The sequence below is a fragment of the Lichenicoccus sp. genome (assembly GCF_965277665.1).
GTDB lineage: Bacteria > Pseudomonadota > Alphaproteobacteria > Acetobacterales > Acetobacteraceae > Lichenicoccus.
In genome coordinates this window covers 1,413,222-1,437,519 of record NZ_OZ255835.1, presented here as the reverse complement: position 1 = coordinate 1,437,519, position 24,298 = coordinate 1,413,222, and the positions used below count along the sequence as shown (strand labels likewise).

The window sequence follows — 24,298 nt, the reverse complement described above, 5'->3', positions numbered from 1 at the left end:
GCAAATGCCGTGCGATGAGCACGCTCTTCGGCGGAGGGGTGGCCGAGTGGCTGAAGGCGGCGGTTTGCTAAACCGTTGTACGGTGTCAAGCCGTACCGTGGGTTCGAATCCCATCCCCTCCGCCAGCACACTGTTCTCGGACGTTCACCAGCATCCTTAGAACCCGCAGAAGACCGCCAATTTCAGCCGTTGTGACCTCTCGGTTCGTTCGCCTCTAATCGCTGGCGTCCGTCCCCGTTCCCCGATACGATAGGGGAACGCATAGGGGTCGGGCAGATGCCCAAGAAGGCCGCCGGATTGACTGCGGCGAAGGTGAGCAAGGCAGCTGCCGGCAGGTATGTGGACGGAAACGGCTTGCGGCTGCTCGTGCGCGAGACCGGCGTGCGCTTTTGGATCTTCCGCTACACGCTCGCCGGCCGGACGCGGGAGATGGGCCTGGGCCGCGCTGGCTCCGAGCCGGGCGCCGTCCCCCTTTCCGAAGCACGCCAGACAGCCGGCGAGCTGCACCGGCTGGTGCGGAGCGGAGTTGACCCGCTTGCCCGACGCGTCGACGAGCGAGCCGCCGCAAAGGCGCTGGCGCAGCAGACCGCGATCCGGGGCGTCACCTTCGAGCAGGCCGCCGAGCGGTTCATGCTCGCCAACCGCGCCGGCTGGAAGAACGCGAAGCACAGCGCGCAGTGGACCAGCACGCTCAAGACCTACGCCTATCCGCACCTGGGCGACTTGCCGGTGGCGGACGTATTGACCGAGCATGTGCTCGCGGTGTTGACGCCGATCTGGACCAGCAAGGCGGAGACTGCAACCCGGGTGCGTGGTCGCATCGAGACGGTGCTCGACTTCGCCAAGACGACCGGGCTGCGTGCTGGCGACAACCCCGCACGGTGGCGCGGGCACCTGTCGAACGCCCTTCCGGCGCGCGCCGACGTGGCGCCCGTAGAGCATCATGCCGCCCTGCCGTGGAACGAGATCGGTGGCTTCATGGTGGATCTGGCGCAGCAGCCGGGCGTCGGGGCACTCGCGCTCCGGTTCGCGATCCTGACCGCCGCCCGGTCCAGCGAGGTGCTGGGCGCGCGGTGGTCCGAGATCGACGTGGACGCTGCGCTCTGGACGGTGCCGGCTACCCGGATGAAGGCAAAGAAAGAACATCGCGTGCCCCTCGCGCCGGCCGCGCTGGCGCTACTGGCGGACGCGGCGAGGCTGCGGCTGACCGATGGGCCAAACGCCTTCGTGTTCCCCGGCGCCGTGCCGGGCAAGGGCATGAGCAATATGGCGATGACGATGGTGCTGCGGCGCATGAAGCGCGGCGACGCGACGACGCACGGGTTCCGGTCGAGCTTCCGGGACTGGTGCAGTGAGGCGACCTCCTATCCCGGAGATATCGCCGAGGCCGCACTGGCGCATGTCGTCGAGAACAAGGTGGAAGCTGCTTATCGACGCGGGGACCTGTTCGCCAAGCGACGCGATCTGATGACGACTTGGGCCGACTTCTGCGGGCAGCCGCAGGCCCGGCCGGCGGTCAAGCTGGTGACGCGAACCGGCTGAACCCACCGAGCCGGGGCGGAACCTCGGCAACAAGACGGACCGACCGACGCGCGAACGTCGGCCGGTCCTGACCTCGGCATGGAGGGAACCCATGAACGAAGCTGGCCGGCACGCTGACACGCCGTTGCCGCCTTTTCCACTTGAGTATCTGGCGCTGCCGGATGAGGACCTGGCGGCTGCCTATTGGTGGTGGTGGGTGGCTGCCCAAGCTGAGGCAGTGGGCATATCGCGGAATGACATCACGCCGGAGTTTGAAGAAGCCATCCGTCGCAAGACCTGGCGGGCGGAAACGGAAAATATAACGAACGCAGGGATTGAGAAGATCCTGCATCTGCTAGCTAGGAACGACTTCGCCCGTTCCGGCGCGATGATCCGGAAACACCAGCTCGACCGCGACGCGCAAAAGGCCGCGCTCGACGAAGTAACCAAGAGCCGCAACCGGCAAAGTGACAATGGACGCAAGCCGCGACTAAACTCGCTGAACTCGCTGATCCTCGAGCATGTCTCGCAATGTCCGGCTTTATCGATCGACGAACTGCTGGATCGGCTGCGCAAGTTGGAGGCAGAAGGTAGCGACATCATCGATGAGATCGACGATGCCAAGCGGACCCTTTGGTGGCGGAACAAAATGGGTCCGGCGGTGGAGATAACCTTCACGGCTTTAAGCCAACGATTGTCTCGTGTTCGAAAAATAGTCCGATCTCGCTAACCGGTTAGCGAGTTTGCCGCCTGCTAAAGCGGCCGTGTTCAACATGCACGCGGAGTTATCCACCAATGGCCGATAGCGTCCTCGCCTACACAATAGTCGAAGCCTGCCGCGTCAGCGGCATCGGGCGAACGAAGCTCTACGCGGAGATAGCGGATGGCAAGATCGAGGCGGTCAAGGCCGGCCGGCGAACCCTGCTCAACGCAAAATCCCTTGCCGCTTACGTCGCCGCCTTGCCAGCCGCCGAGATCCGCGTGGGCCGCAAGGCTGCGGCCTGAACCGAAACCGCCAGGTCCCCGAGCGCATCGAAGAACTGGCGGGAGGATTGAAAGGCGGTGCTCTGCGGGCACTGCTTTATATCGGTCCGCCGCGCGTCGTTCAACGCCCGAGGCAGGCAACGGAGCCTTGCCCAATGCCATCCGCAACAAACACTACCGACCGAGGCGAAGCCGACACACCTGCTCCCGGCCTGGTCATTGACGCCTTCCAGCCGATGACCGTCGGCGCGCTGAAAGGCTTTGCCGACATTTCGATGGGAAGCGGGCTGCGGCTCCTTCGATGCAGCGTGTTCCTCAAAGACGGACGGAGCTGGGTTGCACCGCCGGCCCGGCAGATCGTCGGGCGCGATGGAGTAGCGCTAAGAACATCGGACGGCCGACCGAGATACGAACCCTGCGTCTCGTTCCGAGACCGCGCCACGGCGGATCGCTGGTCCGGAGCCGTGATCGCGGCGCTCCGGGTGGCATTTCCGGAGGCCCTGGCATGAGCGTGACATCCAGACATCTACCTTTTTTGGTGGCGACACTGGCGACAGGTGGAGACAGCGTTGATATCGTTAGGGGAAACCTGTCTCCAGTGCCTCCGCGAGTAGTGGCGACAGTGGCGACAAAACTGGACTTCGGCGCAGTGAACCGAGCTGCCCTCGCCGCATTGCCGGACCTGCTGGCGCGCTGGCTGCCGGACGGGCGCCTCCACGGTGCCGAATACGTCGCGCGCAATCCGCGCCGACACGACCGCAGCTCCGGCAGTTTCTCGGTCAACGTCAGGACTGGCCGGTGGGCAGACTTCGCGAGCGGCGACCGTGGCGGCGACGTGGTGAGCCTCGGCGCCTACCTGTTCGGCCTGACGCAGATCGAGGGGGGGCGACGGCTGGCGACGATGCTGGGCCTGCGCGGCGGGAGCAACCGGCATGGATGACAACAGCCACATCGCGCCCGATCCGTTCGCACCCCTGTCCCCTGGCGGCGTTGGCGAAGACGCTTCGACCAGTGCGAAACCCGCCGAGTGGTTGCCGATCATGCCGGCGCCGAGCGACCCGCCGCCAAAGCATCGTCACGCCGAGCATGGCATCGCATCGAGCGAGTGGATCTATCGCGGCGCAGGCGGCGCGGCCCTTTTCGCAATCTGTCGCTTCGATCTGCCCGGCGGCGGCAAGGTGGTTCTGCCGCTCTGCTACGGGACGCTTCGTGGTCGGACCCGCTGGCACTGGAAGGCCGCGCCGACACCGCGACCGCTCTACGGCCTCGACAGGCTAGCCGCCCGATCCAATGCGCCGGTGCTTCTGGTCGAGGGCGAGAAGACGGCCGACGCGGCGGCTGTGCTGTTCCCCGACATGGTGGCGATGACCTGGCCGGGCGGCGCGGCGGCGACCAAGCAAGTCGACTGGAGCCCGCTGCAAGAGCGCGACGTCACGATCTGGCCGGATTGCGACAAGCCGGGCTGGGATGCTGCCACGACAATCGCGACGCTGCTGAGTGCTGGGAACGCGGCGCCTGCCCGCATCGTCGCGATACCTTCTGCATGGCCCGATGCGTGGGACTTGGCCGATGACCTGCCGGCCGGCGCTTCCGGCGACATGCTGCGCGACCTGCTCGCCGACGCGCGGCCGGCTGTGCGTGATGCGCCGGTCCCTGCTGGTTTCATCCTGCGGCAAGATGGCGTGTTCGCGATCTCAACGAACAACGACCCGCCCCCGATGAGAATATGCGGTGCGCTGTCGGTGGAGGCGGTCACGGACGATGGCGCCGGTCACAACTTCGGCCGCCTGCTGGAGTGGCGCGACCTGAACGGCAAGCGGCAGGAGTGGGCGATGCCGGCGACCATGCTGGCCGGCGACGGCACCGAGTTGCGGGGCCGCCTGCTCGACCGGGGCCTGGTCATAGAGCCGTCACGCAAGCAGCGCGAGGCGTTGATGCGCTACCTCGGTTGCGCCGCGCCTGCGGCCCGCGTTCGCGTGGTTTCGCGCCTCGGCTGGCACGTCACGTCGGACGGCCGGATCTTCGTTCTGCCCGGCGGGGCAATCGGCGCGCAAGGCGAGCTGCGCGTGATGCTGCAAACCGACCGGCCAGACGCTATGCCACCGCTGGTGACATCCGGCACGCTCGAAGCCTGGAAGCGAGATGTCGCCGCGCTGTGCCTTGGCAACTCCCGCGCGATCCTGTCCCTGTCGGCCGCCTTCGCCGCACCACTCTTGCGGCTGCTCGACGTGGAGGGCGGCGGAATACATCTGCGCGGGCAGTCCTCGACCGGCAAGACGACGCTGCTGGGTCTGGCGGGTAGTGTCTGGGGCGGTGGTGGGCCGAACGGCTGGGTGAGGCGCTGGCGGGCGACCGACAACGGCCTCGAAGCCGTCGCAGCCGGGCATAACGACCTGCTGCTGTGTCTGGACGAGATTAGCGAGGCTTCGGGCGAGACGGTGGCGGCAAGCGCGTATCAACTTGCCAACGGTGGCGGCAAGGCCCGAGCGAGCCGGGATGGTGGCGCACGCAAGGCGGCGGAATGGCGGCTGCTGTTCCTCTCAACCGGCGAGACAAGCCTGGCGGCACGACTTGCCGAGACGCGCGGAGGCCCGAGGCGCGTCATGGCTGGGCAGGAAGTGCGCGTGCTCGACATGCCGGCGGACGCGGGCGCCGGGCATGGCGTGTTCGAGAACCTGCATGGCGAGGTGAGTGGCGCGGGGTTCCAGGCCCGCATGGACCGGGCTTACCGGCGCAACTACGGCACAGCCGGCCGCGAGTATCTAACCAAGCTGACCGCCGATCTGACCGACCTGACGGCAACGGCGCGCGAGGCGGTGCGCGCCTTCATTGCAGATCACATTCCGCCGGATGCGGATGGGCAGGTGCAACGGGCGGGCGAGCGGTTTGCGTTGCTGGCGGCGGCGGGCGAGACGGCGACCGTTCTCGAGATCGTGCCGTGGAAAGCTGGCGACGCGGAAGCCGCTGCGGTCCGGTGCTTCGGTGATTGGCGAGCCGGACGCGATGGCGGCGACGGGCCGGCCGAGGACGCCACGGCGCTTGCGCAGGTGCGGCACTTCATCGGCAAGCACCCGGCCCGTTTCGAGGACGCCGACGCAGGCCTTGGAGCGCAGCAGGTGGTCAACCGCGCTGGCTATCGGAAGAGGGTGGGTGGCGAACTCGTGTTCTGCATCTTTGCCGAGACGTGGCAGCGCGAGGTGGTGGCCGGGCTGGACCCGAAGGCGGCAGCGCAGGCGCTTGATCGCCAGGGCTTTCTTGTTCGGGACGGCGAGCGGCTGCAAAAGGAACATCGAGTCGGAGCGTCGAAGAGGCGGTTCTACACGGTGCTCGCGAGTATCATTGGCGACCACAAAGCCGATTCGCTTTGAGCGTTAGGCCGGACCTCTGGGCGAAGTGGCGCAAACAGGTCCCGGCCACTGTCGCCAGTGTCGCCAGTCTCATAGAGGAGGGTGGAGACAGGAAAAACCTATGTAGATCAACGTTGTCACCGGTGTCGCCACCTAAAACAGCGTCAGAGTATCCGCAAGAAGCCTTGCCGGCGGATGCTGACGACCTCGACCAGCCGGCGCATGTGCCATTGCCCGAAACCGACACCGCCGCGCGAGCCGACCTCAACGCGGCGCAGGAACGAGCCGTGAGCGGGGCGATGACGGCATCGCATACCTACACCTGCCTCACCTGCGGCGCCTGGGCTTGCTACGGCTTCGGGCCGCCGGGATGGGCTAAAGCCGGGTGGTTCTGTCACGAGCACAGAAGCCACGGCGAGAAGCTTCGGCGGTAAAGAAGCGCCGTCTCCATTCAACTCTCTCCGAAAGGCTGAGCCCGATCCTGCCAAATGCCCGAGCACGCTCGCCCAACTCTACGCCTGCACCGAACGCATGCACGTCGCCTGCACCCGCTGCGGGCTCGACGAGCACTGGCCGCTGGCCCAGGATATCGCGTTCCACGGGCCGCGCGAGCTGGACTGGGTGGGTGGCCGAGGCCCGGGCCGACGACTGCCCCCGGCGTGGCGAGACGCGGCCCTACGAGACGCGGCCCTACGAGCTGCGGCATCCGGTGCCCGAGCCCGGCGCGCTTCATGAACGGAGAATGAGCAACCATGGCTGAAGCCGATACGATCTCACGACCGACGGAATTCTGGCACACGCGCCATGTCTGTGGGCACTCGGTCGCCTGGAGCGACATCGACAGGGCTTTAGCAATGTCAGCCTATCCGTGTCCGTGGTGGGGCGGTGAGACTGGGCATACCAGGGTGCCAAAAGAGGAAAATATGGGATCGGATCTGGCCGGCAACCTGTTCTTCATCCGCGATCCGTCACAGGTGCCGGGGCGGATAGTGCTGCATCATCGTGCTGATGAGTATTGCTGCAACCCGGAAGCCTGAATGCGCGGCGGCGATGCGGCTTTGCCAATGGGCCTGTTGGTTGCGGCAGCCGGGAGAAGACCATCACCGTAATGGCTGGGTGCGTGTATCACGATCCGGGGCTGGCAGGATGAACCGTTCCTTAACCAAGCCGGCGCATCGTGCGTGCTCACACCCGAGCAGGATTGCAGCCCATGACCGAAGCTATGGTGCCGGTTCACCGTTCACCGAGACCGCGGTCCCCGATCATTCTTGCCCTTCTGGTTGGCCTCTCCGGCTGTGCCCACTCCCCCCTGGCCTGCGCTATCGGGCTGCCGGCCGATGACTGCTTGCCAGGCACGGCGGGCTACGAAAGAGCGCAAGGCATCCAGCAGGCGGACGATGACACCTGCCAGTCCTATGGGTTCGCTCTCGGCACCCAGGGCTACGCGGAGTGTCGGGAGAACCAGGGCAACCAGCGCTCGGAGCGGCAGCAGGCGGCACTAGCATCCCTATCGCAGGAGACGCGGCCTGCGCCGGCTCCGGTCTGGGTTCCAAATCGCCCGGTGAACTGCTCGAGCCAGACGTTCGGCACGCAGACCAACACCACCTGCTATTGAGGCGGCCGGCGGTCCTACAGAGCCCGCAGCCCCTCCACCCCCGCACGCACCACCGCGGCGTGATCGCCGGCTCAAAGTCATCCTCTCAGAGCCCCGGCATCTAGGGCCATTGACCCCACAACCGTTGGGCCTTTGGGCGACGGAGGTGGTTCTCCAACCGCAGATCCAGGGCCCGAAGCCCAAAAGCTGACAGACTACATAACTTACTAGTCTGGTAGTGATCGAACCAAGTTAGCTTGGTTGAAGTTATTGTATTGAACGACACAATCCCGCCAAATCGGAGGTCCAACGCTGGGTTTATGTGTGAAGGTACAGGCGGCAGATACATTGCCCGGAAGACTTTATCCTGAGCGATGGTGGGAAGGATACCTCCCCAAGCTCCTTTACCCTGCTCAGCCTCTGTCTTCTTGTACAGCACCTCCAAGGGTATTATGGGCAGGACAAGAAGCTCGTCATTGAAGATCCGCACGTTATCCTGGTCAACGTCACACTCGTGCGTGAGGACTAGCGTCAGGCCAAGAACGGTTCGAAAGGTTGGATTCAAAGGATCGGGAAGCGCAAATGCACAATTGCGCAACACAAGCCCAGCACCGACTGCTGTGTCTGGCGGTCCATAGAAACGGGCTGGGTCGGTCCGCATCGCGGAGACACAGGCACCTGTAGCACTCTCGATTGACACGGCAGATCTAAGCTACGACTTTAACTGAGTCCCAGAGCGCCTCCATCAAGACCAAATGCTGATTGCGTGTCAGCCCGACGGTCTCAGTCGCTGCAATCAGTGGCCGACCGTATAGTGCCCAAAGATCAAGCCTGCTGCTCATAAGTTGGGATGGAAGTTTCGTCCAGGCTGCTGTTCCCTCGGAGCCAAAGGCTGCGCCGGAAGGCACGTTTAGATTGATCAACGTCTGGCTCATGACCTTCTTTGCTCGGCAGCCGTTAGGCGACTTACAATCTTGGGAGGAAGTAGCCGAAAAAACTCAAGCTTTTCCACCTCGTGAGCTCTGTCAATCCAGCGCAATACTAAATCGATGTCCGACGTGGAGAAACCTTCGGCAGTATAAACGTCGATGTCACATAAAAGGGAGAAGTTTGGTGGCAGCGGTCCACCAACAAATCCTGGAGTTGCTATCCGCACCCCCACAGTCGACCCGTCAATATTCTTACTGTAGTTTAAGTTCACGGGTGATCGAAGTGATGTCTGACCGAGTTTGATAGTCAGGTTCGTATCTTCGATCGCAACGGCACCGTGTTTTTCGGGAACGAATACGTTAATGTAACGAAGGCCAAGCCTTATGAATTGGAGCCGTCGCATCTTGTTGACGATGTGTGCGACAACATCTGCCACCTCGGAGCGAAAGATGTCCCAGCCAGGATAGGTCTGCGTAACGTGATACGACAGGACCTTTCCGCCGATTTTGGCTGCTCGCAGACCATCATTCCGGGACAACTCAATGACTGGTTGATAGCGTAGCGCTGGGTCTAGATCGCGGATTGGCTGGGGAATATCTGCCACCGGAAGACGAGACTGATGGAACTCACTCCAAAAGTCCGCATCACTGAGCCGACCGACTGTAATTTCAGGCAGTTCAGGCGTCTCAAACCTCATCTCCACCAGAGCTTCAATAATGGCATCCGGTTCGAGCCGAACTCCATCGTGCTCTCGAGATGTCTTCACCAATGGCTCAGCCTCTCCAAGCGACCACCGCGACCGCCGCCAATCACGAGCTTACCATGACCGGATTCGGGTCGGGCGAGCAAATCTCACGAGCGTGTGAGCTAGGGATGGATTATCGCATGCAACCGGGGGGTCGCCCTGCGGAGATCGTGGTGATCGCGCTGCACCAGCACGCCCAGCACGCCCAGCACGCCCAGCACCCAGCACCCAGCAGGCAGCCCGGCCCGAGCAGTGCCCGGCCAGCGCCGAGCGCGCGCAGCGCAGCGACACGGTGATGCCCACCGGGCCGCCGGTCAGCACCGAAAGCCACACGTCGGCATTGATGCCGAGGCGCTCGATCCACGCTAGCATTGGGGCACCCCGCCTGAGATCGCGCTCCTGGCCAGCGCGTGCCCTCACCTGAAACTGAAGCCGAACCCCCTTTATTCTAGGGCAAATAGAGTGCCGAAAGCCGCCCGCGCCAAAGAGTTACGCCCGCGTCGCACGGCCGGCCGCATCCTCGCCGCTGCGGCAGTTGATGGCGGCGTCACCCCTGTCGCGGTCATGTTGCACGCGATGCGCCGGAGCTGGGGTATCGCGCAACGCTACCGCCGCTTAGGGGATGAGCTGGCGGAGATGGCTTACACTGGCCTAGCAGCGAAGCACGCTGCCGCCGTTGCCCCCTACTGCCACAGCAGACTGACCACGACGGTTGCTGCCGATCCCGAGATGCCGCCCGTCACGCGGATCACGTATTGCTGGGCCTCCGCGCAGGATGGCCCGCCTGAGCCAGCCTGACCGGCTGCGGCCTGTCAGATACGAAGGCGCACTCGACACACGCGATGGTTCAGGCGTTCCCGGGCGTGCTCCGCACGTGTTCACGGTCAACCAAGACAATTTGAGGGGAATGCAGAGGGGGACGAGTTGTCCTTCCCTACGTAAGTTACTGACAACGAATGTGCAGCGGCGGACATCCCCTCCGCCAGCAAGTTTCCTTATGTCCCTGTAAAGTCTATATTTCTCCTGAGAAAGCGGCGATTTACCCGCGATGCCACCTCACCTGATGATGCTTGCTGTTGGTGATCTCAGGCTGAGGAGCAGCTCGGCTCCGGAGACAGGAAAAACCTTCCAAGTGCTCTGCCACGGCGGCAGCCCGATTGTGGCTTGATTAAACATACGTTTCACTACGCCCTGCCTAGAGCCTGATCGTCTCAGGCTGAACCAGCCTGAGACGTGAATCAGTCTCCAGATCAATCTGGTAGAGCAAGTTTACCGGCTCAACTTGGGCCGGTCTTGCTCTAGGCTGCGGAAAGCACGTGAACAACCGCGTGCGCCACCAGGGCTTGAGTGCGGGCAAAATATTCGATCATGTGCGGCGCTTGCAGATGGGCTTCGAGCGCTTCGACGCTCGCCCATTTCTCGACGAGGACGAGCACATCGTCTCCGAGCGGCACCTGCAGGTCCCTGGGACCGGAAGCGTCGATCGTCGGCCCGAACTCGATGCAGCCATCCTCCGCACGTATTGCAAGTAGATTACGATGGATCGCGTGGAGAAGCTCCGCTCGCTTACCGGGCTGTGTCGTGACAATCGCGATCACGTTAATCATGATGATTTCCACAAATCGGGGGGAGAGGCCGGAGACGTTGGCTCCGGTCTGTCTCGGCAGAGCTCAGTTGCTCTGGGTGGTTTTCAGGTGCGCGTCAGGCGGCCGAGCGGTTCCACCCGCGGCCCTGATCACCGTAGGCGACCACGCCTGTCTGGGTTACCACCAGGGTGTCCTCGAGCTTGATCATGCCGCGACGCGGGTGGTTCATCGTGGTTTCCACCGACAGGACCATTCCCGTCTCCAGAGGCAGGTCCATGTCGTACCCCTCATACGTCACTGGACCACGGCCGCTGAGGCGCGGTGCCTCATGCCCGATGATCCCGACCCCGTGTGCCACGAAATGCAGCACGTCGCGGCTCGGTGATGCTTCCACCAGGGGATCCACCAGGGCAAAGATTTCTGCGCCCGTGCCACCTGCACGGATCGGCTGGCGCGCCACCTGCTGGATGGTCTCGATTTCCGCGAGAAGTTCTTCCAGCTCTGCGTCCGGTGTCCCGATGATCCCCATCCGGCAGAGATCGCCGATGTAGCCCTCGTAGCGGCCGCCGGAGTCGAGCGTCAGGATGTCACCGTCACGCAGGACCTGACCGGACGGTGCGCGGTTGAGACCGGTGCCTGCGCTGATCAGGCAATACTCGAAACTGAGCCCTCGAGCGCGTTCATGGTCGCGCAAGGTGCCGACGACGTCGTTCTTGGTCATCCCTGGGGCGAGCGCAGAGAAGGTTGCAAGCATCGCATCCACCACACGATCCGACGCCTGCTCGATGAGGTGCAGCTCGTGCGCGGTCTTGACGGCGCGCAGCCGTTCCAGCGGGAAATGCCCTTCCACCACCTGACCTGACGGAACCGCGGCCCGCAGCATGTCGGCCGCGTCAGCCGGCATGAAGGAGAACTCAATCCCGATCCGCCCCTCGATGCCGAGTTCCTGCAAGTGGCCCAGTGCGATCCGCATCGCCTGGGGTGCACCCCAACTGGTGGTGTCGACTTTCTCCATCCAGAAGCGGCCATTCTCCACCTCGGAGTTCTCCATGGCCTGCCCGACGTAGGAAGCCCGCTGCGGCCGCCCACGCGGATAGACAAGGATCGGCAGATAGCGGCTGACGCCGATGGCGTCGGAGTAGTCGGCGAAGAAGAACCTGTATCCACCGAGCAGGTACTGGATGTTGTGCTTGCTGGTGACCAGGAGGACATCGATGTCCGCCTGCGCCATCAGCGCGTCCAGCCGCTCGGAGTCGAACGGCAGGCTCTTCCTGAACTCTTCATCTGGCAACATGACGGGTCTCCTCGAAGCATCTCTATCGGTCGGGCGGGCATCGGATCAGCCGGTATATTCCATGATATGCAAGCCGGCGCCGCTCCAATCCGTGCAGTAGATCAAGCGGTTGGCGTCCACGAAGACGTCGGCAGAATGTAGAACGACCGGGCGGTTTGGCCTTGGATCCATCAGCTTCTTTGGCGCAGGCGGCACCAGGGCACCTACCTCGACCGGGCGATACTGATCGTGGATATCGTAGATGCGTACGCCGGCGTTCTGGTAGGTGGCGAAGATCATCTCCGAGCTGACGAAGGATCCCGGCCGGTTTTCGTGGATGTTGTGCGGACCGAAATGGCCGCCGACCTTGATGTAGTCGGCTTCCGCCGGTACCGGAAATGTGGCAATGCTGATCGGGTTGCTCCGGACACGGTTGTCGAACATCCAGATCGGCTTCGTGCCGTCCTCTGCGTTATCAAGCACGGTCTCGTCGAGAACCACCAGCAGGTCACGGTCGGGAAGCGGCAGGCAATTATGCGTGCCGCCGCCGAAGGGGGGCGCCCAGTTCTTGTGGACGAGCTGTCGCGGGTCCTCTCGGTCGGAGACATCCACAACAACCATGCAGCCATCCCGCCAGGCGCAATAGGCGGTGTCGCCATCGATGACGGCGTGGTGCAGCCCGTAGCGCCCGAGTTCCAGCGGCCAGTTTGTCACCTCGCCGGCGGCGCGGTTCATTCCCGGCAGCCAGAACCTGCCGGCGATGCGCGGGTGGGTCGGGTCCTGCATGTCGATGGTGATCAGGATGTAGTCGGTGAAGCCGTCGATCATTGCGGAAGCGTAGGCCCAGCGACCGCCCACAAACCAGATGCGATGCAGCCCGCGGCCATCAACCGGCATGAAGCCGATCTGCTTCGGGTTTTCCGGCGAGGAGATGTCATACACGGCCATGCCGGCAGACCAGTTGCGTGCCTGGGTGCTCTTGTTCCCGGCATAGTCGTTGGGACGCGGCTTGTAGTAGTTCCGCTCGTCGGCCATTTCCGGCTGCGTGAACATGTCGCGGGCATGCACCAGCAAGAGCAGGTCATCATGCACCTGCAGGTGCAGGCTCCAGGTGTTGAGCGGGTTCTCAAGATAGTTGACCGTCCGCGGATGCGTAGGATCGCGGACGTCGACGATGCTGAAGCCCCGCGAGCAGACATGCGCGATATAGGCATAGCCACGATGCACCATGATCTGCTGCCCGTCGGGACGACCCCCCTGATCGCTGAAGCCGATCATCCGCATGTTATGCGCGTATGTCGGGATGGGCAGGTCCGTGACAGTCATGAAGTCTCCCTGAAAAGGTCACCTGGGACAGCTGGGGTGGTGGTCAGAAGGCGACGGCCTGACCGTCCTTTCTTGGATCGGAGCCGCCGATGAACCCCTCCTCGGTTCGCAGCACGAGCTGTGCGCCGCCGAATGCGAACACCGCTTCTGGAGGTTCGACGACGATGTCGTGGCCGCGCGCGCGCAGCGCCTCGATGGCGGCGGCCCCCAGCCCCGGCTCGACGGCGAGGGCGCGGCCTTTTACCACCCGCCAGCGTGGTGCATCCGCTGCTGCCTGGGGGTTTTGGCCGTAGCCGAGGACCCGCATCGCCATCTGCAGGTGGCCCTGTGCCTGAATCGGACCACCCATGACGCCGAATGCCATCAGCGGTGTACCGTCCGGGTTCATCGCGAAGCCGGGAATGATGGTGTGGAACGGCCGTCGACTTGGGGCAACCTGGTTGGGATGCCCCGGGGCAAGGTCGAATGCGGCGCCGCGGTTCTGCAGGCTGATCCCGGTCCCCGGCACCACTATGCCGGAACCGAAGCCCATGTAATTCGACTGGATGAACGAGACCATGCGGCCCTGCGCGTCGCCGGCGGCGAGATAGACCGTGCCGCCGGGTTTGAGTGCGCCGTGCCCCGGATCGCCGGCCGAAGCAGGATCGATGAGGCGCGACCTTGACTGCAAATAGGCCGGATCGAGCATCTGCGTCGTCGTGACGTCCATCCGGTCGTGATCGGCGACATGGCGATACAGGTCTGCCAGTGCGAGCTTGGTGGCCTCGATCGCCAAATGGATGGTGTCGGGATCATCGACGGCGCGACCTGTGAAGTCGACATGCCGGAGTATGCCGAGTGCCGCCAGGGTGGCAACTCCCTGGCCGTTCGGCGGCAACTCGTGGACAACGCCGCGACCATAGGCGGTCGAGATCGTGTCGACCCAGTCGATCTCATGCCGGCCGAGATCCTCGGTGGTCAGCGCGGCGCAGTGCCGGGCCGCGAATTCCGCGATCTTCTCGGCCAGTTGGCCGCGATAGAAGGATTCACCCTCCGACAAGGCGATCTGTTCGAGGCTGTCGCCGAGCGGCCGGTTGGTGAACCGCTCGCCGGCCCGAGGCGCGCGTCCGTCGGGCAGGAAGCATTCTGCAAATCCCGGCTGCTCGCCAAGCAGAGTGCCGGCCCGCTGCCACAGCGTCGCGATCGCCGGAGAGACCTGGAAGCCCTCCCGGGCATAGGTGATGGCCGGCTCCGCGAGGGTATCAAGAGGCAGCGAGCCGAAGCGGCGTGCCAGCGCCACCCAGGCCGACACCGCACCGGGCACGGTGACGGAATCCCAGCCACGCTCCGGCATTGCCCGGTGGCCGGAAAACCTCCCCGGGTTCCAGGCTGCCGGCGAGCGGCCGGAAGCATTGAGGCCGTGCAGCGATTGGCCATCCCAGACAATGGCGAAGGCGTCGCTGCCGAGCCCGCATCCTGTGGGTTCGACAACCGTGAGGGTCATGGCGGCCGCAACCGCCGCATCGATGGCGTTGCCGCCCTTGAGGAGCATTCGCAGCCCGGCCTGCGCCGCCATGGGCTGGGAGGTTGCCACGATGTTGCGGCCCAGTACCGGCGCGCGCCCGGAGGGGTAGGGACGGTTGAAATCGATCTCGAATGTCACGACGGTATCATCTCAGCTCGCGCGTGCGGCAGATCGTGCGGCCCCCTGGCCGAACAGGACAGCACGCGACTGGTCGTTCACGTTTGGCGCAATATTGACGGCGTCTGCCTGCTCCCTGGCACGGCGCACCGCAGGACGCGCGGAGATCGCCTGGAACCAGCGCTTCACGTTGGGGAAATCGTCGAGATCCTGGCCCTGGCGGCCATAATCGAAGACCCAGGGATATGCTGCGATATCGGCAATCGAATACTCGCCCAGGATGAACTCGCGCGCAGCCAGGCGCTTGTCGAGGACACCGTAGAGCCTGCCGGTCTCGGTGACGTAGCGCTGGATGGCGTAGGGGATCTTCTCCGGCGCGTAGTGGGCGAAGTGGTGGTTCTGCCCAGCCATCGGCCCGAGGCCACCGACCTGCCAGAACACCCACTCCATGGCGGCCACGCGTCCGCGCGCCTTAAGCGGCAGCAAAGTGCCGCTCTTTTCGGCTAGGTAGAACAGGATGGCGCCGGACTCGAACACCGTCAGCGGCGCCCCATCAGCAGAGTCATTGTCGCGGATCGCCGGGATCTTGTTGTTCGGCGAGATCTCGAGGAAATCGGCCTGAAGTTGCTCGCCCTTGCTGATGTTGACGGTGTTCAGCCGATACGGCAGCCCCGTCTCCTCAAGGCAGATCATCACTTTCTGGCCGTTCGGTGTCGTCCAGAAGAAAAAGTCGATCATAGAGGTTCTCCATTCACGGACGGCCCTCAGGCAATGCGATCAGGCCGACCGGTGTTGATGAAGGTCCGGGACGGATTATCTACCCCAGATCTTCCGGTAGACGTCGCGGTAGCCGTTGCCCGGGTCGTAGACGTTCTGCGGGCCACCATCGGAGCCGATATCGGCCTTCGTGACGAGATGCGGCGGGGTGACGTAGCCGCTCAGCGGCTGCTTAGAGAGCGCGCGGTTGGCTTCGTCGATGGCCTGCCAGCCCTGGAGGTGGAGCGGCTCGGCAACCGTGGCGATCTGGTAGCGGCCGTCCCGGATCCGCTCGAACGCCGCCAGGCTGCCGTCGCCGCCGGCGATGTTCTGCGGAGCCTGGGTGGAGCTTCTGCGAGCGGCCAGGAACGACGGCGCCATGAAGTCGAAGAAGCCGTCATTGATGGCGAGAGTGTAGTTCCACTTGGTGCCGTAGCGCTGGAGCAGCGATGCGGTCATCTGCGGGATGCGCTCCGAGACCTGGGCCAGCGGCGTATCGATCGTGGTCAGGACGCTGCAGCCCCGGTATTCGCGGATGTTCGCCGCCATCGCGTTCGATTTCAGGACCGAGATCTGCTCGGTCGAGTCGGTAAAGATCACCACGTGGGCGGCACCATTTGAACCGGCCACCGCAAGCGCCGCGGCGACCCGTGCCACCCGGAGCGGATCGGTGGAGATGTTGGTGAACAGCGCAACGCCCGGCACATGGCCGGGCTTGATCGTTGAGTGCCAGCCGATCACCACGATGGCCGCCTTGGCAGCTCTTTCGAAACTCGCATGCTGCTCGTTGGCGTCGTCGTTATCGGCAATGATGACGTCGGGCCGCAGCGCGATCGCCTGCGCGAACGCTGCCGTGCGACCGGCAATGGAGCCAGCGCCGTCCAGGACGCGTAGGTTCCAGCCAATTGCTGCTGCCGCCTCGCGTACGCCGTCGCTGACGCCGAGCGCGCCGCCGTTGCGCTGATCCTCGGAGACCAGGATCACCCGCTTTCCCGGCAGCGCCTTCGGGCCTGTCGTCGGGCCATCCCATGGCGCCGACGGCGCCGCCGCCTTCTCCACAATCGATCTCGCCGTGGCAACGTCGAGCGGTTCTGCTGCCATGGGGGCGCCGGCCGGTGCCAGCGCGGCGACTACCGTCCCGAACAGGAAGAAGCGAATGCTAGTCGACATGAAGTCTCCGTTCAATTTGGTTGGATGACGGCGTTGACTGTGCTGGCTTCAACACTCGCAGTTTTTGGCCTGACGACCCGGCGGCGGCGCTGGCTGTAGCCGGCGATGGCAATGGAGACGAGCAGGGTGGCGCCGTTGAACAGCGGCTCGATGTAGAAATCGCCGCCGAACTGCTGGATCCCCGAGATGCCAACCGCAAGTACGATGACGGCGACGATGGTTCCCCACACATTGACGCGTCCCGGCTTTATGGTGGTCGAGCCGAGAAAAACCCCGACCAGGGCAGGCAGCAAATAGTCGAGCCCGACGCTGGCCTGGCCAATCTGCAGCTTCGCCGCGAGTATGACCCCGGTGATTGCGGTCAGGGTGCCGGAGGCAACGAACGCCAGGATCACGGTGCGCCGGACCGGAATACCGTTCAGCAGAGCCGCGCGCGGGCTGGCACCGATGGCATACATCGCGCGCCCGGCAGGCGTGTGCTCGAAGACGAGCCACTGCAGGATGCCCACGCCGAGCACATAGAAGGCGGTGATCGGTATCGGTCCGACCGACAGGGTGTCGATTGCGGTGAAGGCATCGGGAAGTTCGCCGACCACCTGCCGGCCGCCGGTGTGCCAGAGGGCCAAGGCGTAAAGCACGGTTCCCATGCCGAGCGTCGCAATGAAGGAATCGATCATTGCGATTTCGACCAGCAGGCCGTTCACCAGCCCAAGCGCCGTTCCCAGGAGAACCACGATCATCGCTGACAGATACCAGGGCAGTCCGAACCGAACCTGGAGGCTGATCGCCAGGATGTGCCAGAGCACGATGGCGTAGCCGATGGTGAGGTCAATCTTGCCGGTGATCATCGGGCAGAGCACTGCCAGCGCCAGGAGCGCGATCACCGCCTTGTTGTCGATCAGCACACTGAAATTCATCAGCGTCGGGAAAGAGTCCGGGAACAGTGCCGAGAACAGCGCGATCAGCGCCACGGCGAGGATCGGCAGGCCATAGACGGGCAGCAGCTTGCTGATGCGTTGGCCGGTCGACAGGGCGGCGAGATCGGCACGTGTGGGCTCAAGTGCATCGGATTTCAGTGACTGCACGATAAGGCCTCCGTGACTAGAACGGGTGGTGAGGCTTGGTCGCCATGTCGTTCGGCGCCGCCGCCATCGAGGCCGCATTGAGCAGCGATCCGGGCGTGAGTGCGGCTCCGGCAAGTTCGCCCACGATCTTACCGCGGCTGAACACGACAGCTCGCGGGCAGAGGGACGCCACCTCGAGGAAATCCGTCGAGATGACCACCACGGCGAGACCTTCCTGCAGGGCTGCGAGCAACAGCCGGTAGATTTCGCCTTTTGCCCCGACATCGACCCCGGCGGTCGGATCTTCGAGGATCAGCACCTGGCCCCTGAGATGGAGCCAGCGGCCGGCGACGACCTTCTGCTGGTTGCCGCCAGAAAGCGCCTCGATGCGCATCGCCGGATCGTTGGGGCTGAGCCGGACATACCGCCCCATGTCGCGTGCCCCGGCATACTCATCGCCGTGACGCACACGACTGAATGCGTGACGGCCGGCTGCCTGCGGATTGAGATAAAAATTCTCGCGGATGCTGAAGCCGGTGACGATGGACTCCGCCAGCCGGTCGCCGCTCACGAAGCGAATGCCTTGCCGCATAGCGCTGGCCGGGTCGGACAGCGTCGCCGCCTTCCCGGCGATGTGTACACTGCCCGCCTCGAGCGGCAGGATCCCGAACAGCATGCGGCCGATGGTGTCCTGCCCGGCGCCTCGCAGCCCGGTCAGCGCCAGCATCTCACCGGCCCGGATGGTCAGGCTGACCGGGCCTACCTCGCCGATCTGCGCACCTTCGATCTCCACCGCGATCGGTGCATCAGCCACAGCGGGCGCCCGGATGGTGCCCGTTGTGGTGCGGCCGATGATCATGTGGATCAGGGTCTCGGCCGATAAGGCTGCCACGTCGCTCTCGCCGACCATTCGGCCATCGCGCAGCACGACGACGCGGTCCGCGATCGAGAAGATCTCCTCGAGCCTGTGCGAAACATAAACCACCCCGACACCGCGGTCGCGCAGCATGCGAACGGCGGCGAACAGGCGAACGACTTCGTCCGCGGGAAGCGAGGCGGTCGGTTCGTCCATGACGACCACTTTCGCGTCGGTGCTCAGCGCGCGGGCAATCGCCACCAGCGAGCGTTCGGTGCGACCGAGTTGCGCCACTCGGGTGTCTGGATCGATGTTGAGCCCGAGTGCCGCGAGCGTCGCCACCGCGGCGGCGCGGGATTTCCTCCAGGAGATCAGGCCTCGCGAACGGGCGAACCCCCGCGTGAGACAGACATTCTCCAATACTGTCATCCATTCTATCAGGCCGAGATCCTGATGGATGAAGGCGATGGGCAGCTTGTTCATCGCGCCAGCGACAAGCTGCTCTTCGAAGAGGATGGTGCCATCCTCAAGTGCGTGCACGCCAGCAAGGATCTTGATCAGCGTGGACTTGCCGGCTCCATTTTCGCCAAGCAACGCCAGGACTTCGCCCTGGAAGAGGGAAAACGAGACGTCGCTAAGGGCCTTGCTACCGCCGAAGCTTTTGCTGATGTTGCGAACGCACAGAAGACGCTTTCTGAGCCGGGCTCCGGGAGTGTCTGGATTGCGGGCGACGACGGCTGTGGCATCTGTGCCAAGTGGTTGGACCGATTGGGCAGCCGGCGCAAGGTCACGCAAGACCTGATTGGGTGGTGACATCGGTCTCAGCCTCCGTCCGGAGTTAGTGTGAAGCTGCCGCGAGAGGCCAGATGACGCCCGGCAAGCGTCTTGTTGGATGCACAGCACGATGCCAACCCTAGCCAGCGATTTCTCAGACCGCAACGCGATCTCGCAGGATAAAACACTTTTTCGATAAATTGGTAGGCATCTGGGACAGCGGGCTATTGTCTGCCTAGGAAATTTGCAGACCCTTGCTCAAAACCTAGGCGAAATGCCGAGAGACTGGGCAGACCTGATAGCGGCGCATGTTCATCAGCCGGTGGTTGACCAGATCCGCGAGCGGCTTGAGCCTGCCAGGCAGCCACACACTGCCTGTCAATGGTGCTGAGCCGCGAGAAGGCGAATGCTGCTTCGTGCCGGGCAGGATGTGCTAGAAGGCGATGGGTCTATACCAAACGTAATCCAGACATGCGTCAGGTCGTTTCATGAGCCAGGCAAAGCCGTATCGAGCCGACACGGGGGAGCCCGGACTTGGCACGTCCGTGCAATCGCTTGCCCGCGGGCTGGAACTTATGGAGTTCGTCGTCTCGGCAGGTGAGCCGCTGCGGCTACGGGACATCGCTGCAAGACTGGGCTATGACCGTAGCACTGCCTTGCGGCTACTTGCGACACTGGAGACCTGTGGGTTCATTGCCAAGGATCCGGCTTCCAAGCTCTATTCGCAAGGCGCAAAGCTTGCGCGACTTCGCCGCTTCAGCCCGGCCCGTGGCTTGTTGATCGAGCGGATGCGGCCCTACCTCAACCGCCTGAACGAGGCGACCGGCATGACCACCTATCTCGGTGTGCTGGAGCAGGATCAGGCCACGATCATCGAGGTTGTTCCCGCCAAGCACATCATCTCCGTTCGTCAGATGCCTGGAGACACCGAGCCGCTCTACCGGGGTGCTGTCGGCAAGTCGCTGCTGGCCAACATCCCTGAGCAGCTGCAGCGAGGCATGGTGGAGTCGATGCGGTTCCAGCGATTCACCGCCCGGACCATCACCGACAAGCAGTCGCTCTTGCGGGAGCTCAGGGAAGTCAGAGCCTCCGGCCTCGCCTTCGACGAGGCGGAGGGCCATGACGATGTCTGCTGCATTGCCGCCGCTGTGCTCGATGATTCCGGCTATCCGCTGGCCTCGATCGGCATTTCCATGGTCAAGGCCATGTACCCCGGCGGCGCCCGCGGTCAGGCGACATGGATCGAAGTCGTTCGCGAAACAGCGTTTGCGGCGCGCCGGTCGGTCGTGCCGACCTGAGGAAACCTGGCTGCTGCTGGCGAAGAACCGACACCGACCGCGGCCAGCATCCTGCATGAGTCTGACCGCGTTTAGCGTCTGAAGGGTGCGGAATTGTCAGGATGGCGCGAACGGCTGAGTGCAAGCCGCACGGGCGATCAGGTCAGCGCACGCAGCAGATCGTCCAGGTCGAGCCGGCGCGTGAACATCGCCAGGGATCCATCCGGCCCCCGGGGCCAATTCTCGGCAGGACGGTCCTAATAGAGCTCCACGCCGTTTCCGTCGGGGCCGGACAGGTATAGCGCCTCGCTCACCCCGTGATCGGAGGCACCGTCCAGCGGGATGTCGGCGGCGACCACACGGCGAAGCGCGTCGGCGAGGTCGGCTCTGCTCGGGTAGAGGATAGCGGTGTGATACAGCCCCGTGGTGCCGGGCGCGGGGGCCGGACCGCCAAGGCTTTCCAAGGTGTTCAGACCGATGTGATGATGGTAGCCACCGGCCGAGATGAAAGCGGCCTGGCCACCAAGGCGCTGCATGACCTGGAAGCCGAGCACGCCGACATAGAAGGCTAGCGATCGATCGAGGTTCGACACCTTCAGGTGGATGTGCCCGATCCGGACGCCAGCGGTGATTGGCTCAACCATCATTGGAACTAAGCCCCTGATAGCTTGAGAAGCAATCCCGGCGACGCGCCGCCCCAGGCAGCGTGCATCCTCATAGTTCGTTCTCGCTCACCCGACGCGACCCGTCGCCACCAGCCAACGTGCTGGCACCGCAGGGACTACCGCCGGTGACCTCATGCAACGTCAATTGCCCCTGGGAGGAATAAGATCGCCGCACCTGCACCATTCCTTGATGGAACAGCATGAGTGTGGATCGGCATCAACGTCGCCATGCGGCCATATCGCGTACCGACACCGACAATGATGGCGTCGTAATATTACCCCTGGCATCTAGGATTTCGGCTCCTCGCTCATCAGCCAGACACCTGCCGCCGCAAGCATCGCCTCGATGCCGACTCGCAGAGTCGGATCGAGAACCGGCGCAAACTCCGGGGAGTGATTGACCGGCAGCTCGTTCAGCGTTCCAGCTTTCTCGGCCTTCTCGTATGCGACCGGATCAGTCCCGCCGACCGCCCAAAACACCCCAGGCACCCCCCACGCCGCGGCGAACAAGCCGAAATCCTCGCTCGCCGAGAGGGGCGCTGAGATCTCCTGCACGTCCTTGCTGCCGAACCGTCGCTCGAACTCGGCTGCGACCTTGGCCGTCGCGTCCGCGTCGTTGCGGGTCAGCGGCCGTGGAGGTCCTTGTAGGTCTTCTCCAGCAAAGCCAGAAGGTCGGGCGAGGGCTCGAGCAGGGCAGGTGCGGCAGTCTTGGCAGGCATCGGACGTCTCCTCTTAGCGTTTGCTCACGGCCGTTGGGTCAGGCGGCCAGACCGGATCGCACCGGCGCAGGCCCCAACTCGGTTGGATTAGCTCCATGATCTCCCGGCCGAGCTAAAGGGCTGCATCCGCCGGAAGCGCGTCGGGGTGCTCGACCAGCGCCAAGAGCTGCAACAGGTGTGTACGACGGGCCGGCGCGCGGTCTGCTGAACCCTCAGCACAGCGCAAGCACATTCGTCTCTCCCGATAGGTCTTGCGGGGCGGCCACGACCTGCGGCACCGCGTTCCTGGTCGTGTCGCGACGGCAAGCTTTGCGAATCCCCGCTTGCGGTTCCGTCATCTGCTCTCGTCCGGTCGCCAGCTGGCGACCGGGACCCGCCAGCCCCGGTAGATCACCACAATGCGAAGAAAGGTGCAGGCGGCGGTGCCTAATAGCATCGGGTAGAGTGGCGACGCACCGAGCATCTGCCCAAGCGAGACAATCCCTGCGGCTGCGAGTGCTGCCAGCGCGTAGAGATCGGCGCGTAAAACCGTGGGCACGTCGCCCGCGAGGACGTCGCGAAGGATCCCTCCGCCGATCCCCGACACCATGCCGAGCACCGCTGCCATCACCGGGTTGATGCCGTAATGGAGCGCCTTCTGCGCGCCCGTGACCGCGAACAGGGCGAGGCCGACGGCGTCGAAAAGCAGGATATCACGCTTGAACGGCTGCAATGCCGGGTAGACAAAGAAGGTCAACAGGCCACCAAGAACCGCGATCGCAAGGGTATGCCAACTCGCGACCGCGGCGGCCGGAACCGCGCCGCTTTGCACGTCACGCGTGATGCCTCCGGCGACCGCCACCACGAAGGAGAGCAGCAGCACGCCGAACAAGTCGAACCTTTTCTGCGCGGCGAGCCGGCCACCTCTGAGGCGAACACGAAAGATCCGAGCTAGAGCAAGACCGGCTCAAGTTGAGCCGGTAAACTTGCTCTACCAGATTGATCTAGAGACTGATTCACGTCTCAGGCTGGTTCAGCCTGAGACGATCAGGCTCTAGTCGGGCACGACCAATACCGTAACCGCGGGGGCGTGGATCATCGGCTACGGCGCGCGATGCAGAGGGCCGATGAGCTGGTCGGTAATCATCATCTGGCCAGTGACCGCGACAGCCCTGCCAACTTCCTCTTGCGCGGCGTGCATCGCCGCTACGCTACGGTTATGGTCGAGGCGTCTGCACGCCGCCACGCGAGGTGAGAGTTGACGGTCTTGCCGCCGGAGGACAGGCACCCGCCGTGCGTATCGATGCGTCTGCCGGGCCCTGGTAGCCGGTCATGGATCAATATCGGCCGGCGCTACGGCACAGTCCGGGACACCGGCAGGACGCCGGCAAACGCTCCCAGCCCTTCGTCGCATCCGGCTGCGAGCAGAAGGTCGAGTTGCCCGGCGCTGTCGATGCCGTCCGCGACAACGAGCAGACCAAGGGCATGCGAGGTGCGGATCAGCCCGCACAGGAACGCGACGTCACCCTCGCCGCTGTCGCACTCGCGCAGCAGCGCCGCGTCCAGCTTCACCGCGCCGAGCAGGCCGGCGAGGCACCGCCGGCGCAGCAGCGACAGGCTGGAGACGCCGCCGCCGAACCCTCCCATGATCGGCACGACACCAAGATCACGCAGGGCTGCGAGGGCGAACAGCAGGTCCGGGTCGTCGCCCTGCAAGGCGGTCTCGGAGAATTCCAGCTGCAGCCGCTCGGCCGGGAAATCCATCTCCGACAGAATGCCGGCGAGCGTCTGGTTCAGCAGGCCACTGCCGGACAGGCCGTCACTGATCCTGAGCGACACGTCGCATGGCGCGACACAAGGCCATCGCAGCGCCACCCCGAGCGCCTGCACGAGCGCCGCGCGCTCACGGGCGTGGCTGCGCAGGCTCCAGGGCGTCGGCGGTCCGATGGAAGCGACGAGCCGGCCGGACGCGGCGTCGATCGCGGTCACGCGCCGATCGCGCAGCCGCAACCGCGGCTGGCAGCACGGCTCGGGGATGCCGCGGCGCATCGTCGCCCGGCGCTTTGCGCGCGGATCCCCGCAGAGGCTCGCTGACACTGTCCCGCCATCCC

General features: G+C 64.2%; 22 protein-coding genes, 1 tRNA gene and 1 pseudogene. 10 read left to right on the top strand and 14 right to left on the bottom strand.

Annotated elements, in window-relative coordinates; genetic code table 11:
• Positions 1 to 32: 32 nt before the first annotated feature.
• The 8 genes from ACQY4O_RS06485 to ACQY4O_RS06450 all read left to right on the top strand — a co-directional run bounded on the left by ACQY4O_RS06485 (position 33) and on the right by ACQY4O_RS06450 (position 7,467).
• Positions 33 to 125 (top strand) — tRNA-Ser (locus ACQY4O_RS06485).
• A gap of 151 nt (positions 126 to 276) precedes the next feature.
• Complete coding sequence (locus tag ACQY4O_RS06480; RefSeq protein WP_428375386.1) at positions 277 to 1,542, top strand: tyrosine-type recombinase/integrase; 1,266 nt, start codon at positions 277 to 279, stop codon at positions 1,540 to 1,542.
• Positions 1,543 to 1,633: 91 nt separating this feature from the next.
• Positions 1,634 to 2,251, top strand: a complete 618-nt coding sequence (locus tag ACQY4O_RS06475; protein WP_428375385.1) for a hypothetical protein — start codon at positions 1,634 to 1,636, stop codon at positions 2,249 to 2,251.
• Positions 2,252 to 2,316: 65 nt separating this feature from the next.
• Positions 2,317 to 2,526: an excisionase family DNA-binding protein gene (locus ACQY4O_RS06470; protein ID WP_428375384.1), complete on the top strand. Its 210-nt coding sequence runs from the start codon at positions 2,317 to 2,319 to the stop codon at positions 2,524 to 2,526.
• Positions 2,527 to 3,094: 568 nt separating this feature from the next.
• Entirely contained in the window at positions 3,095 to 3,445 is a 351-nt protein-coding gene (locus ACQY4O_RS06465) for a hypothetical protein (RefSeq protein WP_428378122.1), read from the top strand.
• The gene (locus tag ACQY4O_RS06460) at positions 3,438 to 5,873 is read left to right on the top strand and encodes a DUF927 domain-containing protein (protein ID WP_428375383.1); all 2,436 of its coding nucleotides are present in this window, start codon (positions 3,438 to 3,440) and stop codon (positions 5,871 to 5,873) included. The genes ACQY4O_RS06465 and ACQY4O_RS06460 overlap by 8 nt, the downstream gene beginning before the upstream one ends.
• Before the next feature lie 731 nt (positions 5,874 to 6,604).
• Positions 6,605 to 6,889, top strand: a complete 285-nt coding sequence (locus tag ACQY4O_RS06455) for a hypothetical protein (protein ID WP_428375382.1) — start codon at positions 6,605 to 6,607, stop codon at positions 6,887 to 6,889.
• Between the two features lie 308 nt (positions 6,890 to 7,197).
• The gene (locus ACQY4O_RS06450) at positions 7,198 to 7,467 is read left to right on the top strand and encodes a hypothetical protein (protein ID WP_428375381.1); all 270 of its coding nucleotides are present in this window, start codon (positions 7,198 to 7,200) and stop codon (positions 7,465 to 7,467) included.
• Positions 7,468 to 8,377: 910 nt separating this feature from the next.
• On the opposite strand, the gene ACQY4O_RS06445 is transcribed toward ACQY4O_RS06450, so the two are convergent.
• Positions 8,378 to 9,142: a TIGR04255 family protein gene (locus ACQY4O_RS06445; RefSeq protein ID WP_428375380.1), complete on the bottom strand. Its 765-nt coding sequence runs from the start codon at positions 9,140 to 9,142 to the stop codon at positions 8,378 to 8,380.
• Between the two features lie 441 nt (positions 9,143 to 9,583).
• Here ACQY4O_RS06445 and ACQY4O_RS06440 point away from each other — a divergent pair, with 441 nt between their 5' ends.
• On the top strand, positions 9,584 to 9,919 hold the full coding sequence (locus ACQY4O_RS06440) for a hypothetical protein (RefSeq protein WP_428375379.1): 336 nt from the start codon (positions 9,584 to 9,586) through the stop codon (positions 9,917 to 9,919).
• 500 nt (positions 9,920 to 10,419) lie between these two features.
• Here the strand turns inward: ACQY4O_RS06440 and ACQY4O_RS06435 are convergent, their stop codons facing one another.
• The 9 genes and pseudogenes from ACQY4O_RS06435 to ACQY4O_RS06395 form a co-directional block, all read right to left on the bottom strand.
• Positions 10,420 to 10,728 carry a putative quinol monooxygenase gene (locus tag ACQY4O_RS06435; protein WP_428375378.1) on the bottom strand — a complete coding sequence of 103 codons (309 nt, stop codon included), beginning with the start codon at positions 10,726 to 10,728 and terminating at the stop codon, positions 10,420 to 10,422.
• Between the two features lie 94 nt (positions 10,729 to 10,822).
• Positions 10,823 to 12,001 (bottom strand): M24 family metallopeptidase, encoded by a 1,179-nt coding sequence (locus tag ACQY4O_RS06430; RefSeq protein ID WP_428375377.1) that lies wholly within the window; start codon positions 11,999 to 12,001, stop codon positions 10,823 to 10,825.
• A gap of 45 nt (positions 12,002 to 12,046) precedes the next feature.
• A complete protein-coding gene (locus tag ACQY4O_RS06425) occupies positions 12,047 to 13,072 on the bottom strand; it encodes an LVIVD repeat-containing protein (RefSeq protein ID WP_428378252.1) in 1,026 nt (341 codons plus the stop codon).
• Between the two features lie 63 nt (positions 13,073 to 13,135).
• Positions 13,136 to 13,210: pseudogene (locus ACQY4O_RS06420) on the bottom strand (hypothetical protein); the annotation flags it as partial.
• A gap of 139 nt (positions 13,211 to 13,349) precedes the next feature.
• A complete protein-coding gene (locus ACQY4O_RS06415; RefSeq protein ID WP_428375376.1) occupies positions 13,350 to 14,948 on the bottom strand; it encodes a gamma-glutamyltransferase family protein in 1,599 nt (532 codons plus the stop codon).
• 12 nt (positions 14,949 to 14,960) lie between these two features.
• Positions 14,961 to 15,665, bottom strand: coding sequence for a glutathione S-transferase N-terminal domain-containing protein (locus ACQY4O_RS06410; RefSeq protein ID WP_428375375.1), 705 nt, complete (start codon positions 15,663 to 15,665; stop codon positions 14,961 to 14,963).
• Between the two features lie 75 nt (positions 15,666 to 15,740).
• Complete coding sequence (locus ACQY4O_RS06405) at positions 15,741 to 16,853, bottom strand: substrate-binding domain-containing protein (protein ID WP_428375374.1); 1,113 nt, start codon at positions 16,851 to 16,853, stop codon at positions 15,741 to 15,743.
• Positions 16,854 to 16,864: 11 nt separating this feature from the next.
• The gene (locus ACQY4O_RS06400) at positions 16,865 to 17,938 is read right to left on the bottom strand and encodes an ABC transporter permease (RefSeq protein WP_428375373.1); all 1,074 of its coding nucleotides are present in this window, start codon (positions 17,936 to 17,938) and stop codon (positions 16,865 to 16,867) included.
• Between the two features lie 16 nt (positions 17,939 to 17,954).
• Positions 17,955 to 19,589, bottom strand: a complete 1,635-nt coding sequence (locus ACQY4O_RS06395) for a sugar ABC transporter ATP-binding protein (protein ID WP_428375372.1) — start codon at positions 19,587 to 19,589, stop codon at positions 17,955 to 17,957.
• A 446-nt stretch (positions 19,590 to 20,035) separates the two neighbouring features.
• On the opposite strand from ACQY4O_RS06395, the gene ACQY4O_RS06390 reads away from it, so the two are divergent.
• Complete coding sequence (locus ACQY4O_RS06390) at positions 20,036 to 20,845, top strand: IclR family transcriptional regulator (RefSeq protein WP_428375371.1); 810 nt, start codon at positions 20,036 to 20,038, stop codon at positions 20,843 to 20,845.
• Positions 20,846 to 21,081: 236 nt separating this feature from the next.
• Here ACQY4O_RS06390 and ACQY4O_RS06385 read toward each other — a convergent pair whose 3' ends face one another.
• The 4 genes from ACQY4O_RS06385 to ACQY4O_RS06370 all read right to left on the bottom strand — a co-directional run bounded on the left by ACQY4O_RS06385 (position 21,082) and on the right by ACQY4O_RS06370 (position 24,284).
• A complete protein-coding gene (locus tag ACQY4O_RS06385; RefSeq protein ID WP_428375370.1) occupies positions 21,082 to 21,471 on the bottom strand; it encodes a VOC family protein in 390 nt (129 codons plus the stop codon).
• A gap of 306 nt (positions 21,472 to 21,777) precedes the next feature.
• On the bottom strand, positions 21,778 to 22,044 hold the full coding sequence (locus tag ACQY4O_RS06380; RefSeq protein WP_428375369.1) for a hypothetical protein: 267 nt from the start codon (positions 22,042 to 22,044) through the stop codon (positions 21,778 to 21,780).
• A gap of 498 nt (positions 22,045 to 22,542) precedes the next feature.
• Positions 22,543 to 23,133, bottom strand: coding sequence for a trimeric intracellular cation channel family protein (locus ACQY4O_RS06375; RefSeq protein WP_428378121.1), 591 nt, complete (start codon positions 23,131 to 23,133; stop codon positions 22,543 to 22,545).
• Between the two features lie 407 nt (positions 23,134 to 23,540).
• Entirely contained in the window at positions 23,541 to 24,284 is a 744-nt protein-coding gene (locus ACQY4O_RS06370) for an EAL domain-containing protein (RefSeq protein WP_428375368.1), read from the bottom strand.
• Positions 24,285 to 24,298: the final 14 nt, after the last annotated feature.